Origin of the sequence: Paenibacillus sp. BIHB 4019 (assembly GCF_002741035.1) — a bacterium.
Classification (GTDB): domain Bacteria; phylum Bacillota; class Bacilli; order Paenibacillales; family Paenibacillaceae; genus Pristimantibacillus.
Window position 1 is genome coordinate 4,416,080 of the sequence record NZ_CP016808.1, and the last position, 21,481, is coordinate 4,437,560.

The 21,481-nt window shown below is 51.6% G+C and carries 15 protein-coding genes; all 15 read left to right on the top strand.

Features of this window, described 5'->3' with window-relative positions; genetic code table 11:
- Positions 1 to 4 precede the first annotated feature (4 nt).
- On the top strand, positions 5 to 1,045 hold the full coding sequence (locus tag BBD42_RS19175; protein ID WP_099519463.1) for a homoserine dehydrogenase: 1,041 nt from the start codon (positions 5 to 7) through the stop codon (positions 1,043 to 1,045).
- 45 nt (positions 1,046 to 1,090) lie between these two features.
- Positions 1,091 to 2,536: an aldehyde dehydrogenase family protein gene (locus tag BBD42_RS19180; RefSeq protein ID WP_099519464.1), complete on the top strand. Its 1,446-nt coding sequence runs from the start codon at positions 1,091 to 1,093 to the stop codon at positions 2,534 to 2,536.
- 48 nt (positions 2,537 to 2,584) lie between these two features.
- Entirely contained in the window at positions 2,585 to 4,015 is a 1,431-nt protein-coding gene (aspA, locus tag BBD42_RS19185; protein ID WP_099519465.1) for an aspartate ammonia-lyase, read from the top strand.
- Between the two features lies 1 nt (position 4,016).
- Positions 4,017 to 5,420 carry an amino acid permease gene (locus BBD42_RS19190; protein WP_099519466.1) on the top strand — a complete coding sequence of 468 codons (1,404 nt, stop codon included), beginning with the start codon at positions 4,017 to 4,019 and terminating at the stop codon, positions 5,418 to 5,420.
- Between the two features lie 74 nt (positions 5,421 to 5,494).
- Entirely contained in the window at positions 5,495 to 6,964 is a 1,470-nt protein-coding gene (locus BBD42_RS19195) for an NAD-dependent malic enzyme (RefSeq protein WP_099519467.1), read from the top strand.
- Positions 6,961 to 7,803, top strand: coding sequence for a YitT family protein (locus BBD42_RS19200; RefSeq protein ID WP_099519468.1), 843 nt, complete (start codon positions 6,961 to 6,963; stop codon positions 7,801 to 7,803). Before BBD42_RS19195 ends, BBD42_RS19200 begins: the two co-directional genes overlap by 4 nt.
- Positions 7,804 to 7,974: 171 nt before the next feature.
- Positions 7,975 to 8,685: a tautomerase family protein gene (locus BBD42_RS32745; protein WP_099519469.1), complete on the top strand. Its 711-nt coding sequence runs from the start codon at positions 7,975 to 7,977 to the stop codon at positions 8,683 to 8,685.
- 363 nt (positions 8,686 to 9,048) lie between these two features.
- Positions 9,049 to 11,616, top strand: coding sequence for a winged helix-turn-helix domain-containing protein (locus tag BBD42_RS19210; protein ID WP_099519470.1), 2,568 nt, complete (start codon positions 9,049 to 9,051; stop codon positions 11,614 to 11,616).
- A 242-nt stretch (positions 11,617 to 11,858) separates the two neighbouring features.
- Positions 11,859 to 13,298 carry an SWIM zinc finger family protein gene (locus BBD42_RS19215; RefSeq protein ID WP_099519471.1) on the top strand — a complete coding sequence of 480 codons (1,440 nt, stop codon included), beginning with the start codon at positions 11,859 to 11,861 and terminating at the stop codon, positions 13,296 to 13,298.
- Positions 13,299 to 13,327: 29 nt separating this feature from the next.
- The gene (locus BBD42_RS19220; RefSeq protein WP_099519472.1) at positions 13,328 to 15,115 is read left to right on the top strand and encodes a hypothetical protein; all 1,788 of its coding nucleotides are present in this window, start codon (positions 13,328 to 13,330) and stop codon (positions 15,113 to 15,115) included.
- 57 nt (positions 15,116 to 15,172) lie between these two features.
- A complete protein-coding gene (locus BBD42_RS19225) occupies positions 15,173 to 16,276 on the top strand; it encodes an ATP-binding protein (protein ID WP_099519473.1) in 1,104 nt (367 codons plus the stop codon).
- A complete protein-coding gene (locus BBD42_RS19230; protein WP_099519474.1) occupies positions 16,273 to 18,585 on the top strand; it encodes a DUF5682 family protein in 2,313 nt (770 codons plus the stop codon). Before BBD42_RS19225 ends, BBD42_RS19230 begins: the two co-directional genes overlap by 4 nt.
- 3 nt (positions 18,586 to 18,588) lie before the next feature.
- On the top strand, positions 18,589 to 19,800 hold the full coding sequence (locus BBD42_RS19235; RefSeq protein ID WP_099519475.1) for a VWA domain-containing protein: 1,212 nt from the start codon (positions 18,589 to 18,591) through the stop codon (positions 19,798 to 19,800).
- A gap of 543 nt (positions 19,801 to 20,343) precedes the next feature.
- Positions 20,344 to 20,820: a GNAT family N-acetyltransferase gene (locus BBD42_RS19240; protein ID WP_099519476.1), complete on the top strand. Its 477-nt coding sequence runs from the start codon at positions 20,344 to 20,346 to the stop codon at positions 20,818 to 20,820.
- Positions 20,821 to 20,823: 3 nt separating this feature from the next.
- The gene (locus BBD42_RS19245) at positions 20,824 to 21,480 is read left to right on the top strand and encodes a M48 family metallopeptidase (RefSeq protein WP_099519477.1); all 657 of its coding nucleotides are present in this window, start codon (positions 20,824 to 20,826) and stop codon (positions 21,478 to 21,480) included.
- The last annotated feature ends 1 nt before the right edge of the window (position 21,481 follow it).

Consider the following 21,481-nt stretch of genomic DNA (forward strand, 5'->3'; position numbering starts at 1 on the left):
CGATATGGAACTCAAAATTGCATTGCTTGGCTTTGGCGTCGTAGGCCAGGGATTGGCGGAAATATTGGAAGAGAAAAGCAAGGCATTGCACAGCGATACCGGGTTTCAGGCGAAAATTGTCGCGATCTCGGACATGATGAAAGGCTCTTTGTATCATCCAGACGGCTTGAATATCGTGGAAGCTCTGCGTGCTGTAAAAGAAACAGGCAGGCTCGACGCTTACCCCGAAGAGCCGGGGCTAAACCGCGGCTGGGACAGTTTCAAAACGATTCAGGAAACGAATGCCGATACGATTGTAGAGCTGACCTTTACCGATGTGAAGACGGGCCAGCCGGCAATCGATCACTGCCGCGCTGCATTCAATTGCAAGAAAAATGTCGTGATGAGCAATAAAGGACCGGTCGCGCTTGCTTATCAGGAGCTGTCGGAGCTTGCTCGCAGAAACGGCGTTCGCTGGGGGTACGAAGGAACGGTCATGAGCGGAACGCCTGCGCTCCGCATGCCGATCACTGCGCTCTCGGGCAATCGAATCAACGAGATCAAGGGCATTTTGAACGGGACGACTAATTATATGCTGACCCGGATGGAAGAGGGCATGAGCTATGCGGACGCGCTTGCCGAGGCGCAAGGACTAGGCTATGCGGAAGCGGACCCGACCAGCGATGTAGAAGGCTATGACGCGCAGTACAAAATTACGATTTTGAGCAATATTGTAATGAATGCGCCCCTGGAAAGGGAGGACGTTGCCTGCGAAGGGATTAGCAAGCTGACCCGGGAAGATATGGAGCGCGCCAAACGGGAAGGCAAGCGCTGGAAGCTGATCGCACGCTGCTGGCGAGACGGCGAGGAGGTCATCGCCAAGGTAGGGCCGGAGGCGATTCCGCTCAGCGATCCGCTGGCGGGCGTTGGCGGCGCATTGAATGCCGTTACGTACGATTGCGATTTGGCCGGGCCGATCACGCTGATGGGCGCCGGGGCCGGACGCAAGGAAACAGGCTTTTCGATTTTGATTGATTTGATCAACATTCACCGCAATCAGCTGTAGCTTCTGCAATCATAGAAATTAAACAACCAGGATGAGGTGTAAACAATGACTATGGAAACTATGGTAAAGAAAAGCAAGATGTATTTGGCCGGACAATGGGTGCTGCGCGAGAACTTGATGGAGGTTCGCGATCCGCAGGACGATAGCCTGATCGCGACCGTGCCCGCTGCCTCGACGGCGGACATGTTGTATGCCATCGAGCAGGCGAAGGAAGGGTTCAAGCTAAGCTCGGAGCTGCCGACGCATGAGCGGATCGCCATTCTGAACCGCGCAGCCAACTGGGTGGACGCCCATAAGGAAGACTATGCGGAGACGATTGCCCGCGAAGGCAGCAAAACGATCAAAGAAGCGCGGAAGGAAGTCAGAAGATGCGTGGAGACGCTGCGTATCAGCGCGGAGGAGGCCAGGCGGCTGCACGGCGAGACGATCGCGTTCGACCAGATGCCGGGCAGTGAAAAACGTTTCGGCTACTACTACCGTTTTCCGATTGGCATCATCGGGGCGATTACCCCCTTCAACGATCCGCTGAACCTGGTTGCGCACAAGGTCGGCCCTGCAATCGCCGCAGGCAACGCGATTATAGTAAAGCCTGCGCCTGCAACTCCGCTTAGCGCGCTGATGCTGGCGGAAGCTTTTGATCACGCGGGTCTGCCTGCTAAAATTTTATCGGTCGTAACGGGCAATGCCAGTGAAATCGGCGATGCCTTGGTGACGCATCCCGATGTGAGAATGATTTCGTTTACCGGGGGGCTGACGACAGGCAAAGCGATTATGCAAAAGGGCGGACTGAAAAAAATGGGCATGGAGCTCGGTTCCAACTCCCCGGCTATCGTATTGAACGACGCGAATATTAGCGACGCGGTCGAAGCGACCGTATCCGGCGCATTTTGGGCAGCGGGCCAAAATTGCCTGGGCGTGCAGCGCATTTACGTGCAGGAGGCGGTGTACGCATCCTTTGTCGCCCAATTCGTCGCCAGAACGAAGCTGTACCGCATGGGCAGCAAGTTGGAAGAGGACACGGACATGGGTCCAATGATCAACGAAAGAGAAGCAAGGCGCGTGGAGAGCTGGATTCAGGAAGCGGTAGAGCAGGGCGGAGAACTGCTATGCGGCGGCCAGCGCCGCGGTGCATTTGTGGAGCCGACGGTTATGGCGAACGTTCCGAAGACGTGCAAAGTCGTGAAAGAGGAAGTGTTCGGTCCCGTCGTGACGATTTTCAGCGTGCCTGATTTGGATACGGCAATACGCGAATCCAACAACGTCGATTTCGGGCTGCAGGCAGGAATTTTCACGGCAAATCTGGAGCATGCCTTTACGGCCGTTCACAAGCTTGACGTCGGCGGCGTGATGGTCAACGACAGCTCCGATTACCGCATTGATGCCATGCCTTTCGGTGGCGTTAAAGGCTCTGGACTTGGCCGGGAGGGCGTTGCCTTCGCGCTTCACGAAATGACCGAGCCGAAAGTGGTCTGCTTTCAGATGTCCAAATAAATGAAACGAGCTTGTATTCCACCAAGATGACTTCGGGGAGAGATCCACATGTCAGTGCGTATCGAACATGATTTTCTCGGTGAAAAGGCGGTACCCGCCGAAGCCTACTACGGCATTCAGACGCTGCGGGCCACCGAAAATTTCCCGGTTACCGGAACCCCGGTCAGCCCGCATTTGATGACGGCTTTGGCCGAGATCAAGAAGGCCTCGGCATTGGCCAATATGGAAACCGGCATGCTGTCGAAATCGATCGGTTCCGCGATTGTGCAGGCTGCGGAGGAGGCGGCTGCGGGCAAGCTGTCGGCGCATTTTATCGTCGATGCCATCCAGGGCGGTGCGGGCACTTCCATCAATATGAATATGAACGAAGTGCTGGCCAACCGGGCGCTGGAATGGCTCGGCAAGCAGAAAGGCGATTACTTCCACTGCTCGCCGAACAATCACGTCAATATGTCCCAATCGACGAACGATACGGTTCCGACGGCGATCCGCATCGCCGCTTACCGGCTCGCCGAACCGCTGCTGGACGCTGTCGCGGCTCTCGAAGCGGGGTTTGCGCGGAAAGCGGAGGAGTTTGACAATGTTCTGAAAATGGGGCGCACCCATTTGCAGGATGCGGTTCCGATCCGGATGGGACAAGAGTTCGGCGCCTATGCCCGCGTAATCGGCAGGGACCTTGCAAGAATTACCGCGGCGGCAGCCGGATTGATGACGGTTAATCTGGGCGCGACAGCCGTCGGCACAGGGCTCAACGCCAATCTGAAGTACAGCGAGCTGGCCGTGCGGCATTTGATTGAGCACACAGGACTCCCTTTAACTGCGGCGGATGATTTGGTGGACGCTACGCAAAATACGGACGCCTTTACGGCGCTCTCTGCGGCGCTTAAAATTATGGCGGTAAATCTGTCTAAAATTTGCAATGACCTCAGGCTTATGGCTTCGGGACCTCGAGCCGGGCTGGGAGAGATTCAATTTCCTCCCAAGCAGCCCGGCTCGTCGATTATGCCGGGCAAGGTTAATCCGGTCATGGCGGAATTGGTCAACCAGATCGCCTTTCAGGTGATCGGCAACGATCATACGATTTGCTTGGCTGCTGAAGCGGGCCAGCTTGAGCTGAATGTGATGGGGCCGGTCTTGGCCCATAATTTGCTCCAATCCTTACTCATCTTGCGCAACGGGCTCAACGTTTTCCTGCGCGAGGCCGTGGAAGGCATTCAGGCGAATGAGGAAACCTGCAGATTGCACGTGGAACGAAGCTTCGGCGTCATGACGGCGCTGAATCCTCATCTCGGTTATGAAACCGCTGCCAGGCTTGTAAAGGAAGCGCTTCATTCTGGACAAACGATCAAGGAAATATGTCTGGAACGAAATCTTTTGACCCCCGAAGAGCTAGATGTTATATTAAATCCCTTTGAAATGACAACCCCTGGAATTGCGGGCCTTGAGTATCTCGAAAACTTCGACAAGGGAGCGAAATAGGATGAGCAAAATTGGCGAGAACGAGCAGCACACATTGAAAAGATCGATGAAAAGCCGGCATATTTTCATGATTTCACTTGGCGGCGTCATCGGAACGGGACTTTTTCTAAGCACAGGCTATACGCTGAACCTGGCCGGACCGGGAGGGGCTGTGCTTGCTTATCTGGTCGGCGCGCTGATTATGTATTTAGTGATGCTTTGTCTGGGCGAATTGAGCGTGGCGATGCCGGTTACGGGTTCATTTCCGGCTTATGCAACCAAATTTATCGGGCCTGCTACGGGTTTTACAATCGGCTGGCTTTATTGGCTGACGTGGGTCGTAACGGTCGGATCGGAGTTTACGGCGGCGGGTCTGCTGATGCAGCGCTGGTTCCCCAATATCTCGGTTTGGATTTGGAGCGCAATATTCGCCGTTTTACTGTTTACTTTAAATGCTTTATCCGTGAAGTTTTTTGCAGAATCCGAGTTTTGGGTTGCCGGCTTTAAGGTCATTGTTATTATCCTTTTCATCGGGCTTGGCGGAGCGGCCATGTTTGGGCTCATTCCGATGGAAGGCCATGCCTCTGCGCCGATGTTCTCTAACCTGTTGAATCAGGGCGGGTTATTTCCAAACGGCTTCCTGCCGGTATTATTCGTCATGATATCCGTCAATTTCGCTTTCTCCGGCACCGAGCTGATCGGCGTGACCGCAGGGGAGACGGAAAATCCGGACGTCAGCATCCCTCGCTCCATCCGCACAGTCGTTTGGCGGACGATGATCTTCTTCGTCGGCGCGATTATCGTGCTGGCCGGGCTTATCCCGTGGAAGGAAGCGGGAGTTATCGAAAGCCCATTCGTTCTCGTATTTGACAAGATCGGCATTCCGTATGCGGCCGACATTATGAACTTTGTCATTTTGACCGCTTTGCTATCGGTGGGCAATTCGGGGCTGTATGCTTCGACGCGGATGCTTTGGGCGCTTTCCCAGGAAAAAATGATCAGCCCGTGGCTTGGCAAATTGACATCAAATGGCGTACCGTTGAATGCGCTAATCATTAGCATGCTGGTTTCCTGCTTGTCCCTGCTCTCCAGTGTAATTGCTCCTGATACCGTGTACGTCGTTCTGATTGCCATCTCCGGGTTCGCCGTCGTAGCCGTATGGATGGGCATCGTCGCTTCGCAATTTATGTTCCGCAGACAGTTTCTTAAGGAGGGCGGCAGGCTCCAGGATTTGAAATATCGGACTCCGCTGTACCCTTATGTGCCCATTGCAGCGTTCCTGCTCTGTCTGACGTCCTGCATAGGATTGTATTTCGATCCTGCCCAGCGCATCGCTTTGTATTGCGGAGTTCCTTTCGTCGTCATGTGTTACCTTATTTATTATTTGAAAAACAAAAAATCAGCGGCGACGCCGCCTGCGCAATAAATGGAGCAGCTCTTTGGAACGGTTGGAACGGCCGTTTCCAGCAGCGGCAATTTGTGGAATGGGAGTGATCGGAAATGACGGTAAAGGCTAATGTAAGTGGGGGCACAAGTATTATTATTAGGCTGGAGATCGCCAAGGATGTGGTGACGTTCGGGCAGATCGCGACAGCAATCGGCGATGCCGGCGGGGATGTTATTGCGATCGATGTCGCGAAATCCGGCAAAGCGACGACGATTCGGGATATTACGGTTCACGTGAGCGATCATAAGCATTCCGACTCCATTGTAAGCGCTGTCAAAAAATTGGCAGGCATCAAAGTATTGCATGTTTCCGACCAAACCTTTCTGATCCATCTCGGCGGGAAAATCGAAATGGTGCCGAAAATGCCGATCAAAAACCGCGAGGATTTATCGCGCGTTTATACGCCGGGCGTGGCGCGAGTTTGCATGGCGATCCACGAGGACCCGAGAAAAGCGCATTCGCTGACGATCAAGCGCAACACGGTTGCGGTCGTTTCCGATGGCTCCGCGGTGCTCGGACTTGGCAATATCGGGCCGGAGGCGGCGATGCCGGTTATGGAAGGCAAAGCGATGCTGTTTAAGCAATTGGCCGGTGTAGATGCGTTTCCCATTTGCTTGAATACGCAGAGCACCGAAGAAATTATTCAAATTGTCAAAGCGCTCGCGCCGACGTTCGGCGGCATCAATCTAGAGGATATTTCGTCGCCGCGCTGTTTTGAAATCGAGAACCGGTTGATCGAGGAACTGGATATCCCCGTTTTCCATGATGACCAGCATGGGACGGCGGTCGTCCTGCTAGCAGGATTGCTGAACGCCGTCAAAGTGGTGAAAAAAGAGCTCGGCCGCTGCAAGGTAGTCGTATGCGGCATCGGAGCGGCGGGCATCGCCTGCACCAAAATGCTGCTGGCCGCCGGGGTGACCAACGTTATCGGCGTTGATCGGCAAGGCGCTATCGTGCGGGGGCAAAACTATGACAATCCTGCGTGGCAATGGTTTGCCGAGCATACGAATCCCGAGGGCCGAAGCGGCGCATTGAGCGAAGTAATCAGCGGCGCCGATATATTCATCGGACTGTCCGGGCCTAAGGTGCTCAGTGTGGGCGATGTGCAAAATATGGCCAGCGATCCGATCGTTTTCGCCATGGCGAATCCGACGCCGGAAATTCCGCCGGAAGAAGCGGAGCCGTACGTCCGCGTGATGGCAACCGGAAGGTCGGATTACCCGAATCAGATCAACAATGTGCTTTGCTTCCCGGGCTTGTTCCGCGGCGTCCTCGACTGCCGCGCCTCGCGAATTACGGAGGAGATGAAGCTGGCCGCGGCAAGCGCGATCGCTTCCGTCGTTACGGAAGAGGAGCTGAATGAATCCTACATTATTCCAAGCGTATTTAACCAACACGTTGTGGAAAAAGTGCGGGAAGCCGTCATTGCCGCAGCCTACCAGTCGGGCGTAGCGCGCCGGAGCCTCAGCCAAGAGACTACGAACGAGGCGGCCGAAGCGCGGCTCCAGGAAGAATTTGCATGAACGAGCATTTGAAAAACGGTGCTGCCATCCTCGTCGGCTCGGCGATTATGGGCTTTGGCATCAACTATTTCAATGCAGCTAACGGGCTGGCCGAGGGTGGTATTACCGGAGCCAGCTTATTGCTGAAATATATGTTTGGCTGGGATGCAGGGGTAACCAATTTTTTGCTTAACCTCCCGCTTTTTTTTATTGGCTGGAAGGCGCTCGGAGGGCGTTCTTTAGCTTATACCGTTTTTGCAACGTTGATGTTCTCGTTTTTTGTATACGTCTTTCGGGACTTTCATTTTGTTATGAGCGATCTGCTGCTGGCTTCCTTGTATGCCGGCGTGACGGTCGGCGTCGGTTTGGGCCTTGTTTTCCGGTTTGGCGGGACGAGCGGCGGAACGGATATTTTGGCGCAGGTGCTCAAAAAGTATTGGGGATGGCCTGTCGGAAGAAGCGTTTTTATGTTCGATTGCGCCACTATTGTGCTGTCGCTTATTTATTTGGATCGGGAACGGGCGATGTATACGATTGTGGCCGTTTTCGTGGGCACGCGGGTGCTTGACTACGTCATGGAAGGCTCGGGAAGAGGCAAAGCGGCGATCATCATTACGAGCCATGCCGATCAAATATCGGCCCTCATTCATACGGAAATGCAGCGAGGCACGACGTTTTTCCATGGGAAAGGCGGTTACAGCGATGCCGAGAAAAAAATTATTTACTGCGTCGTCAGCCGCTCCGAAGTAGGCCGGCTCAAAAAGCTGGTCCACGATACGGACCGCTACGCCTTTGTTACCGTTCACGACGTCGTCGAAGTGTTCGGAGAGGGGTTCAACTCGCTGCGGGAAAAAGAGTGAGCGCTGTAGGCCTAGGCCTTATTTCCTTCAAGTTGCTTGCTGAACAGCTCCTTGTATAAATAGCTAACCATCTTATTCAATGGAATTGAATAAGAATATGATTTTATTCAATTATACAAATAATTGAGAAGGGCGTACAATGAGGGCATCCATTTGAAGGAGGAAGCCAGCATGCCATTCGTCAGAGTCAGTTATTTGGAAAATAAATATGATGAGCCACAGCTGTCAGCCATTAGCCAGGTCATTATGGGCGCGCTTATGGAGCATTTCCATGTGCCGGAGGACGATTTTTTTCAAGTATTCCATGGGCATCGGGCAAGCGAATTTTATTATAGTCCCCATTATTTAAATATTAGGCGGACCGATGAGTTGCTTTTTATCCAAATTACTTTGAAATCTGGTAGAAGCACGGTGCAAAAGCAGCATTTTTATAAAAAGGTAGCGCAGCGTTTGGAGAGCGGGCTGGCCATTCGCGAGGAAGATGTATTCATCATGCTCGTCGGGACGGAACTGGAAGATTGGACGTTCGGCAGCGGGATCGCCCAAATGATTAGCCCTCCAGAAGCGATCGCTTCAAATGTCCGGCAAACGTTCGGAGCTATAGCGCCTGCTTTTGTCCAATATTCGGAGGAGCTGCTCTTCGGAGAGGTTTGGAAAAGAGAGCAGCTGTCGCCTCGGGATCGCAGCCTGCTTACGATATCTGCATTAGTGGCCGGCGGATCGACGGAGCAGCTGCCCTTCCATATTCGTCTAGGGAGGCAGCATGGCTTGACGGAGGAACAGGTCGTAGAGGCATTAACCCATCTTGCTTTTTACGCAGGCTGGCCGCGTGCCGCAGCTGCTATCCAAGCGGCGAAGCAGCTGTTTCAAGAAAAGAGTTGATCTTCCCCCCCAAACGGGGGATTTTCTAATCGCTTGCTTCATATTATGATAAGCAAGAATACAGCATTGTTTTTTTCAGTGACACAAAACGACGCATTTTACCTCTCAAGGCATCAGCCGAGCTGCTCAGCTTTAATGATGCCAGCATATACTGCAGATCGCGGCGACGCCTCCACTTAGAGGCGCTGCCCATCTGTGGGACACCTCAACAATCGTCCATTCATAAGCTAACCTTTCTAATACGGCGGGTACTGGTCAAACAGTGCGTGCCGTATTTTTATTGCCCTGTTTTCTGCTATACTAGGGGGTGGCCTGAAATAAGAAGTATTGATACATAGGCATTTTCGGAGGTGTCCGCAAGTAATGGCAAGCATTAAACTTCATATTCCTCCCATTCGCAGCTCTTTAGTATTTCGGCCGAAGCTGATGGGCAAGCTCGACGAGGGAATGAAAGCGAAGCTGACCGTCGTTTCCGCGCAGGCTGGCTATGGGAAAACAACAGCCTTGAGCGGGTGGGCGAAATTATGCAGCTCGCCAGTAGCATGGGTTTCACTGGATGTTCATGATAATGACTGGATTGCCTTTTGGAGCTATGTGGCAGCGTCCATTCAAACCCGTATTGCTGGGTTTGCTCCTTCCCTTCGAGCCTTGATCGAGAAAGGGCCATCGGTATCCGCAGAGCCTGCGATGAGCATGCTGCTGAATGAGCTTGCTGGCTTGGATAGCGAGCTTTCCATCATTCTTGACGATTTTCAATTTATTGAACTGCCATCTATTCAGCATTCTTTCATTTATTTGCTGGAGCACTTGCCTGCCCATATTCATATATATATCGCCAGCCGCAATGAACTTTCCATTCCTACAGCAAGGCTGCGGGCAAAAGGGGAATTTCATCAAATCAAGATGCCCGATTTGCGGTTTGAGCTGGAGGAAGGGTTTGTTTTTTTTCGCGATTTGACGGAGCTGCATTTAACGAAAGAACAGGTGGCGCTGCTGTGCCTCCAGACGGAGGGTTGGATCAGCGGATTGCAGCTAGCTGCCATTTCCTTAAAGCAGAGCGGCAATATTCCGGAATCGATTGAGCAGTTTAATGGGCATCACCGCCATATTTCGGACTATTTGCTGGAGGAAGTATTTAGTCAGCTCCCGATTCAACTGCGCGATTTTCTACTGGAAACGTCTATTTTACAAAGGTTGAACGCTTCTATATGCGAGGCGGTAACGGGCTATGCCGACAGCCAGGAGCAATTGGAGAAAATCGAACGATTGAACTTATTTATTATCCCGCTTGACGAGCAGCGCGGCTGGTATCGGTATCATCATTTGCTTTCGGATTTTTTGCAGCAGCAGCTGCTGAGGGAAAAGCCGGATAAAAAGCTGCAAGCGCACATTCGCGCTGCACAATGGCTGGAGAGCCAAGGGCTTGAGCAGGTGGCAGTTGAGCATTTTTTGCAGGGCCAGCAGTATAGCGATGCCGTACGTTTAATGGAGAAAAATCTCATTGCTTTCATGCAAACGAAGAGCGTTGTATTAAATAGATGGCTGTCCGTCTTGCCGGAAAGCACCTTTGCAGATAAGCCGATGGTCGAAATGTTTTATATTTCGGTCCTGCTCGGGGTGGGAGAATGGAACGCCGCTTTCCGCAAAATAGAACAAGCCCGAATTCGCTTTGCTTCTTTGAAAGAGCAATTAGCTGAAGCGGATTGGAAGCGGGCAATGGGCAATATATATTTCTTTTGCTCCATCGTTTCCTATTTACATAAAGATCTCAAGCTGACTTCGAATGATTTGGAGCAAATGGAGCAATACATGCCCGAGGGCAGTTTTTTTCAAACGATGGGACGCAATCGCTATCAAGGCTATGATGCCTTTGACGACCACTTGGCATTTATAAACGATTTTCATGCGGCGGGCGCATTTTTACTGAGATGGATTAAAGCATGGGAGCATAAAAAACAATACCCGTTTATCGGCTTCCTCAACGTGTCGTACAGCAAATTGCTTTATGAATGGAATCGGTTGGATGAAGCTTCGTTTTATGCGAATCAGGCACTTGGACGCGACGATATTAAGCCTTTTGCCCGAATTATGATTCATTTAGCGGTTAGCGCTTCACAAATCGAGCAGGCCAAGGGAAATAGTGAACGGGCCGCGGAGCTGCTCATGCAGCTAAAGTCGCATATCGATTCTCCCGATGCGGTTTTGTTCCATTTGCGAATTGAGGCGGAGCAAGCTCGGCTTGCTTTGCGGCAAGGCTTCATCCAAGAGGCGCAAAATTGGCTCCATCATTGCGGCATGCTGCATACGGACGAAGTATCGCTAGGCCGTGTGCCTGAGCATCTCATATTGGCCAGAGTGCTTGCTGCCTGCGGCAGGCCGGGCGATGCGCTGCATTTGCTGGGGAGGCTGCTCCAGCTGTTGAGCGCGGAGGATCGGCTGCGCGACCGCATAAAAAGCATAATTTTGCAAAGCTTAATCTTTGAGCAAATGGGCCGGATGGATGCTGCGCTTGCACATCTGGAGGAAGCGCTGCGGCTTGCCGAGCCGCAAGGCTACATTCGCAGCTTCATTGATGAAGGCGAGCGGATGGTACTACTTCTCATCGCTTATACAAAGGCTAGAAATGCAAATAAGAACGTTAAAGAGCAGTGGGAGCCTGTTGTAACGCTGGAATATGTAAGGGAGCTGCTTCTTGCTTTGAATGTGGAAGCAGGAGAGAAGCAGCAGGTGAAAATGATTTTAACGGAACAGGAAATACGGGTGCTGCGGCTCATTGCTGATGGCTTGGAGAATAAGGAAATTGCTGCCAAGCTGGGCAATGCGAGCGAGACGATAAAGTGGCATATTAAGAGCATATATAGAAAGCTTGGTGTGAGCAATCGCGTCCAGGCGCTGCAGGTTGCTAGGGAATTTAATATTTTGCTGCCCTAAATTTGCCGATTCCGCATGAACTAGGATGCAGCTTTGTAAGTCTTGCCGCGGGGCAAGGCTTATTTTTTATGAGTAAAATAGATTAATTACAATATTTTCTGTGTAGAAAGACCTATTTTTATAACAAAATATTTAAAATTAGATGAATTATTCAGATTCTAATGCTCTATCAAAAATATTAGCAAATGTCTTATAATAGAATGTGAAGTAAATTATAGGAAATGAGTAGGGAGGAATCTTTTTTGCTTGAAATTTCAGCATCCTATGTCGATTCGCTTGCTCCGAATGCTGCCGCAATCAAGAACGGGCAAGGACTTGTTAAGAAAAACAGCTTTGTGCAATTAAACCGTTCTGAAGATGGAGAGCTTTTATTTGGGCAATGCGCAGGCAGCGGCAAGTCCAACTATGATTGCTCGGTTGACTTTATCGTCCTAGAGAAGCCGACTTTTCGCTGCACATGCCCTAGCCGCCAATTTCCTTGCAAGCATGGCTTAGGCTTGTTGTATGCGTACACGGATGGATTGTCCTTTGAAGTGGCGCCCATTCCTGAAGATATTATAAGCAAACGCGAAAAAGCAGAAAAACGCGTTGAAAATAAAGCACAAAAGGAAAATAGTGATGAGCCGCCTAAACCGAAGAAGGTGAACAAGACAGCCCTGAAGAAAAAAATAGCTTCCCAGCTAGAGGGGCTTGATGTGCTGGAAAAGCTCATTCTTTCGCTCATTCGCAGCGGCCTTGGCACCATCGACAGCAAAATGCTTAAAGCTATCCAAGAGCACGTTAAGCAATTGGGCAACTATTATTTGTCGGGCGCGCAGATTGAGCTGCGGCGGTTTGCGCTGCTGCTCGCCGATCAACGCGACCGGGAAGCAAGTTATACCGATGCGGCGGAACAGCTGACCAGGCTGCATGCTTTTATCAAGAAAGGCCGAGCTTATCTGCTCTCCAAGCTGGAAGATCCGGAGCTTGCGCTGGACTATACGTCAACAATGGAGGAGTGGCTGGGCCATGCCTGGCAGTTAACCGAGCTGAAGGAATTTGGCCTTGTAACAGAACAAGCAGAGCTGCTGCAGTTGGCCTTCTACAGCTATGACGATGATGCCCGACAAGAGTTTGTAGATGTCGGCTATTGGCTTGAAACGGCTAGCGGCGAAATTCACCGCACCGTGCAATATCGCCCCCGCAAAGCGGCAAAGCATATGCGCGAGGATGACAGCTTTTTTGAAGTCGCTCGTGTGCCTTCCTTATACAAGTATCCAGGGGATATGAACGCCCGGGTGCGCTTTGAGGAAATGGCGCCGAGAGCTGTGACAGCTGCTGATTTGGCGAACGTAGCTTCCAAGGCGAACGGCACTTATGCAGAAGCAGTCAAGCGTGTAAAGAACCAGCTGAAAAACCCGCTCAGCGACAAGTCGCCTGTTATGCTGCTGCACGCCGCCAAAGTCGGAGCAACCGAAAGCGGACAGTTCGCGCTAATAGACGAAGCGGGAGGACAGCTTGTGCTGGAGGATGTTGCAGCGCTGCCGCAAGGTACCGTATCTCTCCTGCCTTACCTGAATGACACTCAGCTGAAGGACTGCTGCGTTCTGGTCATGTTTGAGCACCGGATGGACCAAGGGCGGCTTGCTGCCCAGCCGCTGACTATCATAAAGGGTGAAAATATAACCCGGCTTTTATACTAGCTTCTATTATCCATTTAGGGGGACAACCCATGAGTACAGCGTTATTGCAAGAGCTTCATCAAGAGGTAAGACGGCTTTATATTGCCGGGAGCGACCTGGCTGCGGGGGATTTTCGTTTGAAGCGCCTTCTGCCGCAATTCGAGCAGCTAGGCGAACGCGCAGCCATTTTCAAAAGATTGGGAGAGGGCATTGCAGCGCTGCTTGAATCAGCCGAAGGCACGGGAGCATCCGTGAAGCTGCAAGAGCTGGCCGTGCTGCTAGGCTCTGTGCTCTACACGCAAGGCCATACAGCGGCGGATGGCGAGGTTTTGGATCTGGCAGGCGGAGGGGTTCCATTATCCACAAGCTACTCCTATCGCAAGCTGGCCGAGGTGCAAAAGGCGCTTTCTACGACAGGCAGCGGCCGCTACGAAATTGTGACCGATGCTTTTGCCGAAGGGCTGTTCAACGATTTGCGCCTATTTCCATTTGCGATTCGCGCACTGGACGATCCCTATTCCGAAATGGCCGAATTTGCTATGGATAAAATTTTGCCCGCCTATGGCTCAGCGGTAGTTCCGTATTTAATCCAATGCTTTAACCGTTCCGGCGGCAAAAGCGATGTGCGCAAGCTGCGGGTTATTTATAAGGCAGGTGGTGCAGCGGAGCTGGATCTCATCTTTGATGCGGCGGAGAATGGGGCAGATGAAATTAGGGTCGCTGCCATTGAATGTCTTGCCGCTCATGAGGAGTATACCGATGCCTTAATAGGCTGGACGCTGGACAAAAAGAAACCCATTAGAGAAGCGGCTTATGCCGCCTTGGCAGCAGGAGCTTCTGCGCAGGGCACAGAGCGTTTATTTGCGGCGTTTTCTGGAAAAGACATTGAGCTCGCGGCGGAGGCACTCAACCGCTTTCCTTCTGAGCCGTTGACGGAAAGGCTTATTCCCTTGTTTAGAGCAGAGCTGGATCAGGCTCCACTGAATAATAAGGATGAGAAGGCTACCGATAAAGCATGGGCGAAAGCTCAGCCGTTTTTGAGAGCGTTCGAATATGTGCGCATGCCCCAGCTTGAGGAGCTTTATGATCAGATTGTGCGTGAAGCGGACCGTTTTACCGCTTTAAGCTGGATTACGCTGCTGGACAAAGCAGCGCAATATTTGGAACAAACGAATTCCATGGAAGTGTTAAGCCTGCTGCAGGAGCTGGATCACAAAAATCATCGTTATTTGCCGTATTCATTCCGCATGGCGAAGCGCCTTTTGCCTCCTGAGGATGTATACATGCATTATGTGGGTTCTACTGCGATCAAGCTGAAATCGGTCGTCACCAAAGCATCAAGCGCTCGCGAGCGCCAGCTGCTCGATACGATGGAGTATATGGTAGGCAGCTATGACTATTACAATGGAGAGATCAATACGGCAGCGCCGCTGGTTGAAGCTTGGGATGCCCGCTGGCTGGACTGGCTCATCGATCGTAAACATTTGGAGCTGGTCGCTGTTTTTGCACGGCCTGGGCACAAGAGGGTAGAAGAATTTCTGCTGCAGAGCCTGCAAGAGTGGAAAGAGAAGAAGAAAAGCGGTTTAAATACAATTGGCGTGCATGTTTTTAAAGGGTTGGAGCATGCCGGAGTGGAAGAAGCTCGGCGCCTCGAGCTGTTGATGGAGATTTTGGAGGATTCAAAGGACAAAAGCCTGTACAGCTTCTCCGTTTATCTGTTCCATTTGATGTTTCATTTCCCTAAGAGCTATGCAGACCGTTTGGAAGCTATTCTTCCTAGCTATAGATATGACTGTGCGAGACAACTGGAAGAAATAATCGGCTTATTGCGAAAATAAGGGCTGCTTTAGCGTTGAATGTTCGGCAGCTTATATAAACTTAAAGGAGATGTACGAATGACAACAGATCAAGAACAGCTTCAGGATATGATGCGGCTGCCGGCAGAAGTTTTGTACAGCCATGAGCTGGAGGCGCTGCGCAAGGCGGACAAAGGAAAAATTCCGGCAGGCTGGCAAATGTCGCCGCGCTCGGTGCTGACGTTCATCATTGGCGGCAAAGCCGGCAAGACGGTCATCACGCCTAAATATATTGGCAATACCCGCTTAATCGAGATGGCGATTGCTACGCTTGTTACGGACCGCGCCTTGCTGTTAATAGGGGAGCCGGGCACCGCCAAATCATGGCTGTCGGAAAATTTGGCTGCTGCGATCTATGGCAATTCCGGGTTGGTCGTGCAGGGAACCGCCGGAACGAGCGAGGAGCAGGTGCGTTATTCTTGGAACTATGCCATGCTGCTGGCTAATGGGCCTACGCCTGAGGCGCTTGTGAAAAGTCCGATTATGCGGGCCATGGAGGATGGCGGCATTGCCCGCTTTGAGGAAATTTCCCGCTGTGCGTCGGAGGTGCAGGATGCGCTCATTTCGATCCTTTCCGAGAAGACGATATCGGTGCCCGAGCTTGGAAAAGAGACGAGCGCCCGCAAAGGATTCTCGATTATTGCGACAGCCAATACCCGGGATCGCGGAGTGAATGAAATGTCTGCCGCGCTCAAGCGCCGCTTCAACATCATTGTCCTTCCGGCACCATCGGATCTAGAAACCGAGCTTGAAATCGTGAAAAAAAGGGTCGGCGAAATTGCGGCGTCCTATGAGCTGGAGGCTTCCCTTCCAGCAGACGAGGCGCTGCTCAAGGTGGTTACGATATTCCGCGAGCTGCGCAGCGGCATGACGCTCGACAAGAAAGAGAAGCTGAAATCGCCAGCAGGTGTCATCTCGACTGCGGAAGCGATCTCTCTGCTGACCAACAGCATGGCACTGGCCGCAAGCTTCGGCAGCGGGGAGCTGACAGATAGCGATTTGGCGGCCGGTCTGCAGGGCGCCATTGTCAAGGATGATGATAAGGACAAGCTCGTCTGGAAGGAATATTTGGACAACGTCATGAAGAAGCGGGGAGCGGAGTGGCGGAATTTGTATCAAGCGTGCAAGGAGATGAACGAGTGAATGTAAATGCTGACGATCAGGTGTTTATTTTCGGAGTGCGCCATCTATCTCCTGGCGGGGCGAAGCAGCTGCTTGAGTACCTGAATGATCGTGAGCCGACGGCGGTGCTTATTGAAGGCCCCTCGGATGCGACTGGCGAGATTAAGCACTTGACACATGCCGCTACTGAACTGCCCGCAGCTATATTAGCCTTTACCGAAGAGCTTCCCGTGCGTACGGTGTTATGGCCCTTCGCGGTATATTCGCCGGAGTTTCAGGCGATGAAATGGGCTAAGGAGCATGGCGCGGCTGCGGCATTTATTGACCTTCCTTCTTCCGTGACGCTAGCGCTGCAGGATGCGCTCCGTTCAAAGGGAAAGGAGCCTTCTGCTGTACCCGAAGGGGAGGAGAAACGCTCCATTTACAGCCGGATTGCCGAGCTTGCCGGTGAAAGCGATTATGATATGTATTGGGAGCGCAGCTTTGAGCATAATGCCAATCCCGGCGCATACCGGGAAGCCATTCTCGCTTTTTCGGCGGAGCTGCGAGAGCTTGGCGAGGCGAAGGAGCGGCGCGAGTACCCGGCTGAGCATGCCTATAATGCATTACGGGAGTCTTATATGCGGCGGCAGATCCAGCAAACGATTGCTGCGGGCCATGACCCCCAGCGAATCGTGGTCGTCTGCGGCGCCTATCATGCTGCTGCTCTAGCGGATTTGACAGCGGCGGTGATGAGCGATGAAGAGGCAGCGGGACTGCCATCCCGCAGCGCCAAGCATACGTTAATGCCTTACTCTTATTATAAGCTGTCGACGATGTCGGGTTATGGTGCCGGAAATAATGCGCCCCACTATTTCCAAATGATGTGGGAGGCGATGGAGGGCGGAATGCTGGAGCAGCTTCCACACCGTTATCTCGCCTCGGTTGCCAGACTTGTAAGGAGCGGGGGCACTCACCGCTCTACTGCCGAGGTAATTGAAGCTGTACGAATGGCAGAGTCGCTCGCTGCGCTGCATGACGGCAGCGCGCCTACTTTGCGCGATCTTCATGATGCTGCCCAAACGCTGCTCGGGCATGGAGAGTTATCTGCTGTCGCTGAGGCGCTGGCAAGAATTGACGTGGGAACGGCGATAGGCCGCTTGGCAGAAGGAGTGAGCCAAACTCCTATTCAAGATGATTTGAACCGGCAGCTAAAAAGATTAAAGCTGGAAAAGTACAAGACGACAATCGCCAGCACCCTAACGCTTGATCTCAGAGAAAACCGCAGGGTCGCTTCAGTAGAAGCTGCCTTTTTGGACTTGAACCGTTCCATCTTATGCCACCGATTGCTATTGCTTGGCATATCTTTTGTGAAAAGCCAGCCAAGCGGCCAAGAAGGAGCAACTTGGGCGGAAAATTGGCTCATCCAGTGGTCGCCGGAAGCTGAAATTCAAGTTGTGGAAGCGACGCTGCTCGGGGAAACAATTGAAGTAGCGTGTGCTTACGTGCTTCGTGAGAAGCTTCTTGCCTGCCGCTCTATTGAAGAAGCCTCGGCGCTCATCCATGTTTCCTGCTGCTGTGGAATGACCTCGCAGATGGAGGAGGGCAGCAGAGTGCTGCAGACGCTGGCTGCCGACAGCCGCGATGTCGTGCAAATTGCAGCGGCGGCACGGGGATTATCGATGATTATTGGCTATGGCGATATTCGCAAGGTAGATACACAGCCGCTTATTCCGCTGCTGGAGCAGCTGTTTCACCGCGGCTCCTTATATTTGCTGGATGGTGCGAGCTGCAATGATGAAGCGGCGGGCGGCATGATTACGGCGATAAACGAGCTCAACCGCATTTCGCAGGAGCATAGTGAAATCATTGACGACAAGCAGTGGGTGCAAGAGCTGCTGCATTTATCGGAGCGGGATGACCGCAATCCCAAATTATCCGGCTTCGCCTGTGCTATTTTGATGGAACGGGGTGCGATTACGGCGGAGCAGTGTGCATCGGAAGTGTCCCGGCGTCTTTCCCCAGGCATTACGGCTGATCTTGGTGCAGGCTGGTTTGAAGGGCTATCGATGCGCAATCGCTACAGCCTGCTCTCACGGACAAGCTTGTGGGAACAGCTGAACCATTACATTAATTCGCTGCAGGACGATGAGTTTAAGCGGGCGCTTGTCTTTTTACGGAGAGCGTTCAGCTCCTTCTCTTCAAGGGAGATGACGATGATCGGCGAGCTGCTGGGCGAGCTGTGGGGAGTAAGCGGGGAGCAGGCCGCAGAAATTATTACAGGTGAGCTAATGGAGGAAGAGATAAAAATGCTGGACGATCTGAATGATTTTGACTTTGAGGACCTTTAACCTATGGAGGACAATCGGAAAGAAAATACAGTATCGCGCTGGCGGCTGATTTTGGGACAAGAAGCGGAAGGCCAATTGGCTGGCTGTAACGAAGACGGACGGCTTGTTCTTACGGAAGAGGAGCTTATTATGGATGCGGCGCTGGCAGCCATTTATGATGAAAGCGGTGCGGCCGGCAGTACGAAGGGCGGCTCAGGCACTGGAGCTGGGCGAGGGTCAAGCACAGGCCACGGATCGCTTAACCTGTCCAAGTGGCTCGGCGACGTGAGATCGTTTTTTCCAGAGGATGTCGTATCTATCATCCAAAATGATGCGATGGAGCGCAAAGGCTGGAAGCAGCTGCTGTTTGAGCCGGAACTGCTCGCCTCCGTAAAGCCGGATATTCAGCTTGTGGGCACGCTGCTGTCGCTTAAGGGGAAAATTCCTGAGAAGACGAAAGATACGGCGCGCCTGCTTGTGAAAGCGGTAGTAGATGAACTGGTGAAGCTGCTGGAAACCGATATTCGCCGCGCGGTGACGGGAGCGCTCAACAAGAGGCAGCATTCGCCGCTGCCGTCCCTGAGCGGGCTCGACTGGAAGCGGACTATTCAGCGGAATTTGAAGCATTATGATACGAAGCGGCGGGTAATCATACCTGAGAAATTTTATTATTTTGACAGGGCGCAGCGAAGCAGGGAATGGACGGTCATTATCGACATTGACCAGAGCGGCTCAATGGCCGATTCGATTATTTGGGCTTCGGTTGTCGGCTCGATCTTTGCCAGCATCCCGGCGCTAAATACAAGAGTAGTCGTATTTGACACAGAGGTTGTGGATTTGACCGAGCAATGTGCCAACGATCCCGTCGATATGCTGTTCGGCATTCAGCTTGGCGGCGGCACGGATATTCATAAGTCGGTCAAATATTGTGAGCAATTTATTGAAGAGCCGAAGAAAACGCTATTCATTATTGTCTCCGATCTTTATGAAGGCGGCAATCAATCCGGGCTTATTCGCCGAATGCGTGAAATGCGGGAATCGGGTGTGCGTACGATGTGCCTGCTTGCTTTATCGGACAAGGGCAAGCCATTTTACGACGAGGGACTTGCGAAACAGCTGTCCCGCGACGGCACGCCGTGCTTTGCTTGTACGCCCGCCTTGCTTCCTGCCCTTGTGGAGGGCGCACTGAAAGGACAAGATTTGGCAGAGCTTTCGAAGCGGATTGGGACTTTGTAAGGCTGCTCATTATTTTGGTGTTAAAGACACGGGAGGGGCCTTCCGTGTCTTTTTTGTTTTTTCAAAAAATTAGCTTCTATAAGTTTCACTCTTGTAATGGGCTTAAATTTCAACCTCGAAACGGTAGCTTTACCGCCAGAGGACGACGAAGGCCGTTTCACCTTGAAATATAGGAAAGTATATGATTTTTCTATCCTTTCTCTATATTTCTCGGAATGAAACGCGCCACGCCGCCAAAGGACGACGATGGCCGTTTCACCTTGAAATATAGGAAAGTATATGGTTTTTCTATCCTTTCTCTATATTTCTCGGAATGAAACGCGCCGCGCCGCCAAAGGACGACGATGGCCGTTTCACCTTGAAATATAGGAAAGTATATGGTTTTTCTATCCTTTCTCTATATTTCTCGGAATGAAACGCGCCGCGCCGCCAAAGGACGACGATGGCCGTTTCACCTTGTTACACCTAGTATGGTATGATAACAGTCACGAATCAGAGCGACAAATCATATAAGCTTTGAAGCAAAAAAAGGAGATCATAATCATGTCTAGCATTATAGCGAAACCATTTGATAAAGAAATGCAGAACACACTCCGCGAGATTACGACGACCTATCATGCAAGCGAATTGAGCCAGAAGGACCAAGCGGAGCTGCCGGAAAACATTTATATAATTGAAACAGACGAGACGATGGTCGGATACGGCGTCATCTGGGAATACGCGAACGGCAAGCAGCTGATCGAAAAAGCCGAAAAAGATTATTTTAGCGATGACGAAAAATATTTGGAAAAAGGCTTTTATATCGACATTAAAAATAAAAAGGATTTTGTTTTTATCGAAGCGCTCGATGTGCTGAAGGAATATGAAGGCAAAGGCCATGCGGCTTCCTTTATCAACTGGCTTAAAGCGAAATACCCGAAAAAGAGAATATATGTGTACACGCTGGATAAATCGCGCAACTTCTGGTTTAAGCAAGATTTTGAAGTGCTCGGCACGACAGCCTGGATGACCTATAACTAGCCGATGAACATTGAATTTGAAAATCATACGATATCGTTTCATGTTCAATATGGCAATCGGGAAAAGAAAATCTCCATTCAGATCGAGCCCTCAGGCTTCATCACGGTTAAAGCGCCGAAAGCGGCAAGCGAAGAGGTCATTAAACGGGCCGTCGGGCAGCATGGCAAATGGATTTTGGAGCAGACGCAGCATCTTGCGGAGGCTAATAAAGCGCCCCAAACGAAGCAATACCAAGATAAAGAAAAATTTCTCTACCTTGGCAAAGAGCATTTGCTGCATGAATTAATCGAGACAAACGGTTTATCAGAGGAGGAGCTGCGAAAAAACCTCAAAAAGTTTTATTTTTCAAACTGCAAAAAAATAATAGGCGAACGTCTGCCTATTTATCAGGCGCAGCTGAAAATAAAGCCTAAAACGGTTGAAATCGTAGAGTCCGCGACGAAGTGGGGAAGCTGCAGCTCAAGCAAGCATTTGACCTTCAATTATCGTCTGGCGATGGCGCCGATTGATGTCATTGATTACGTCATTATCCATGAGCTTTGCCATCTCTTCCATATGAATCATGATCGTTCCTTTTGGCGGCGGGTAGGCAGCATAATGCCGGATTATAAAGAAAAGGAACAATATTTGGCTAGATACGGCGGCTTAATGACGCTCTAAA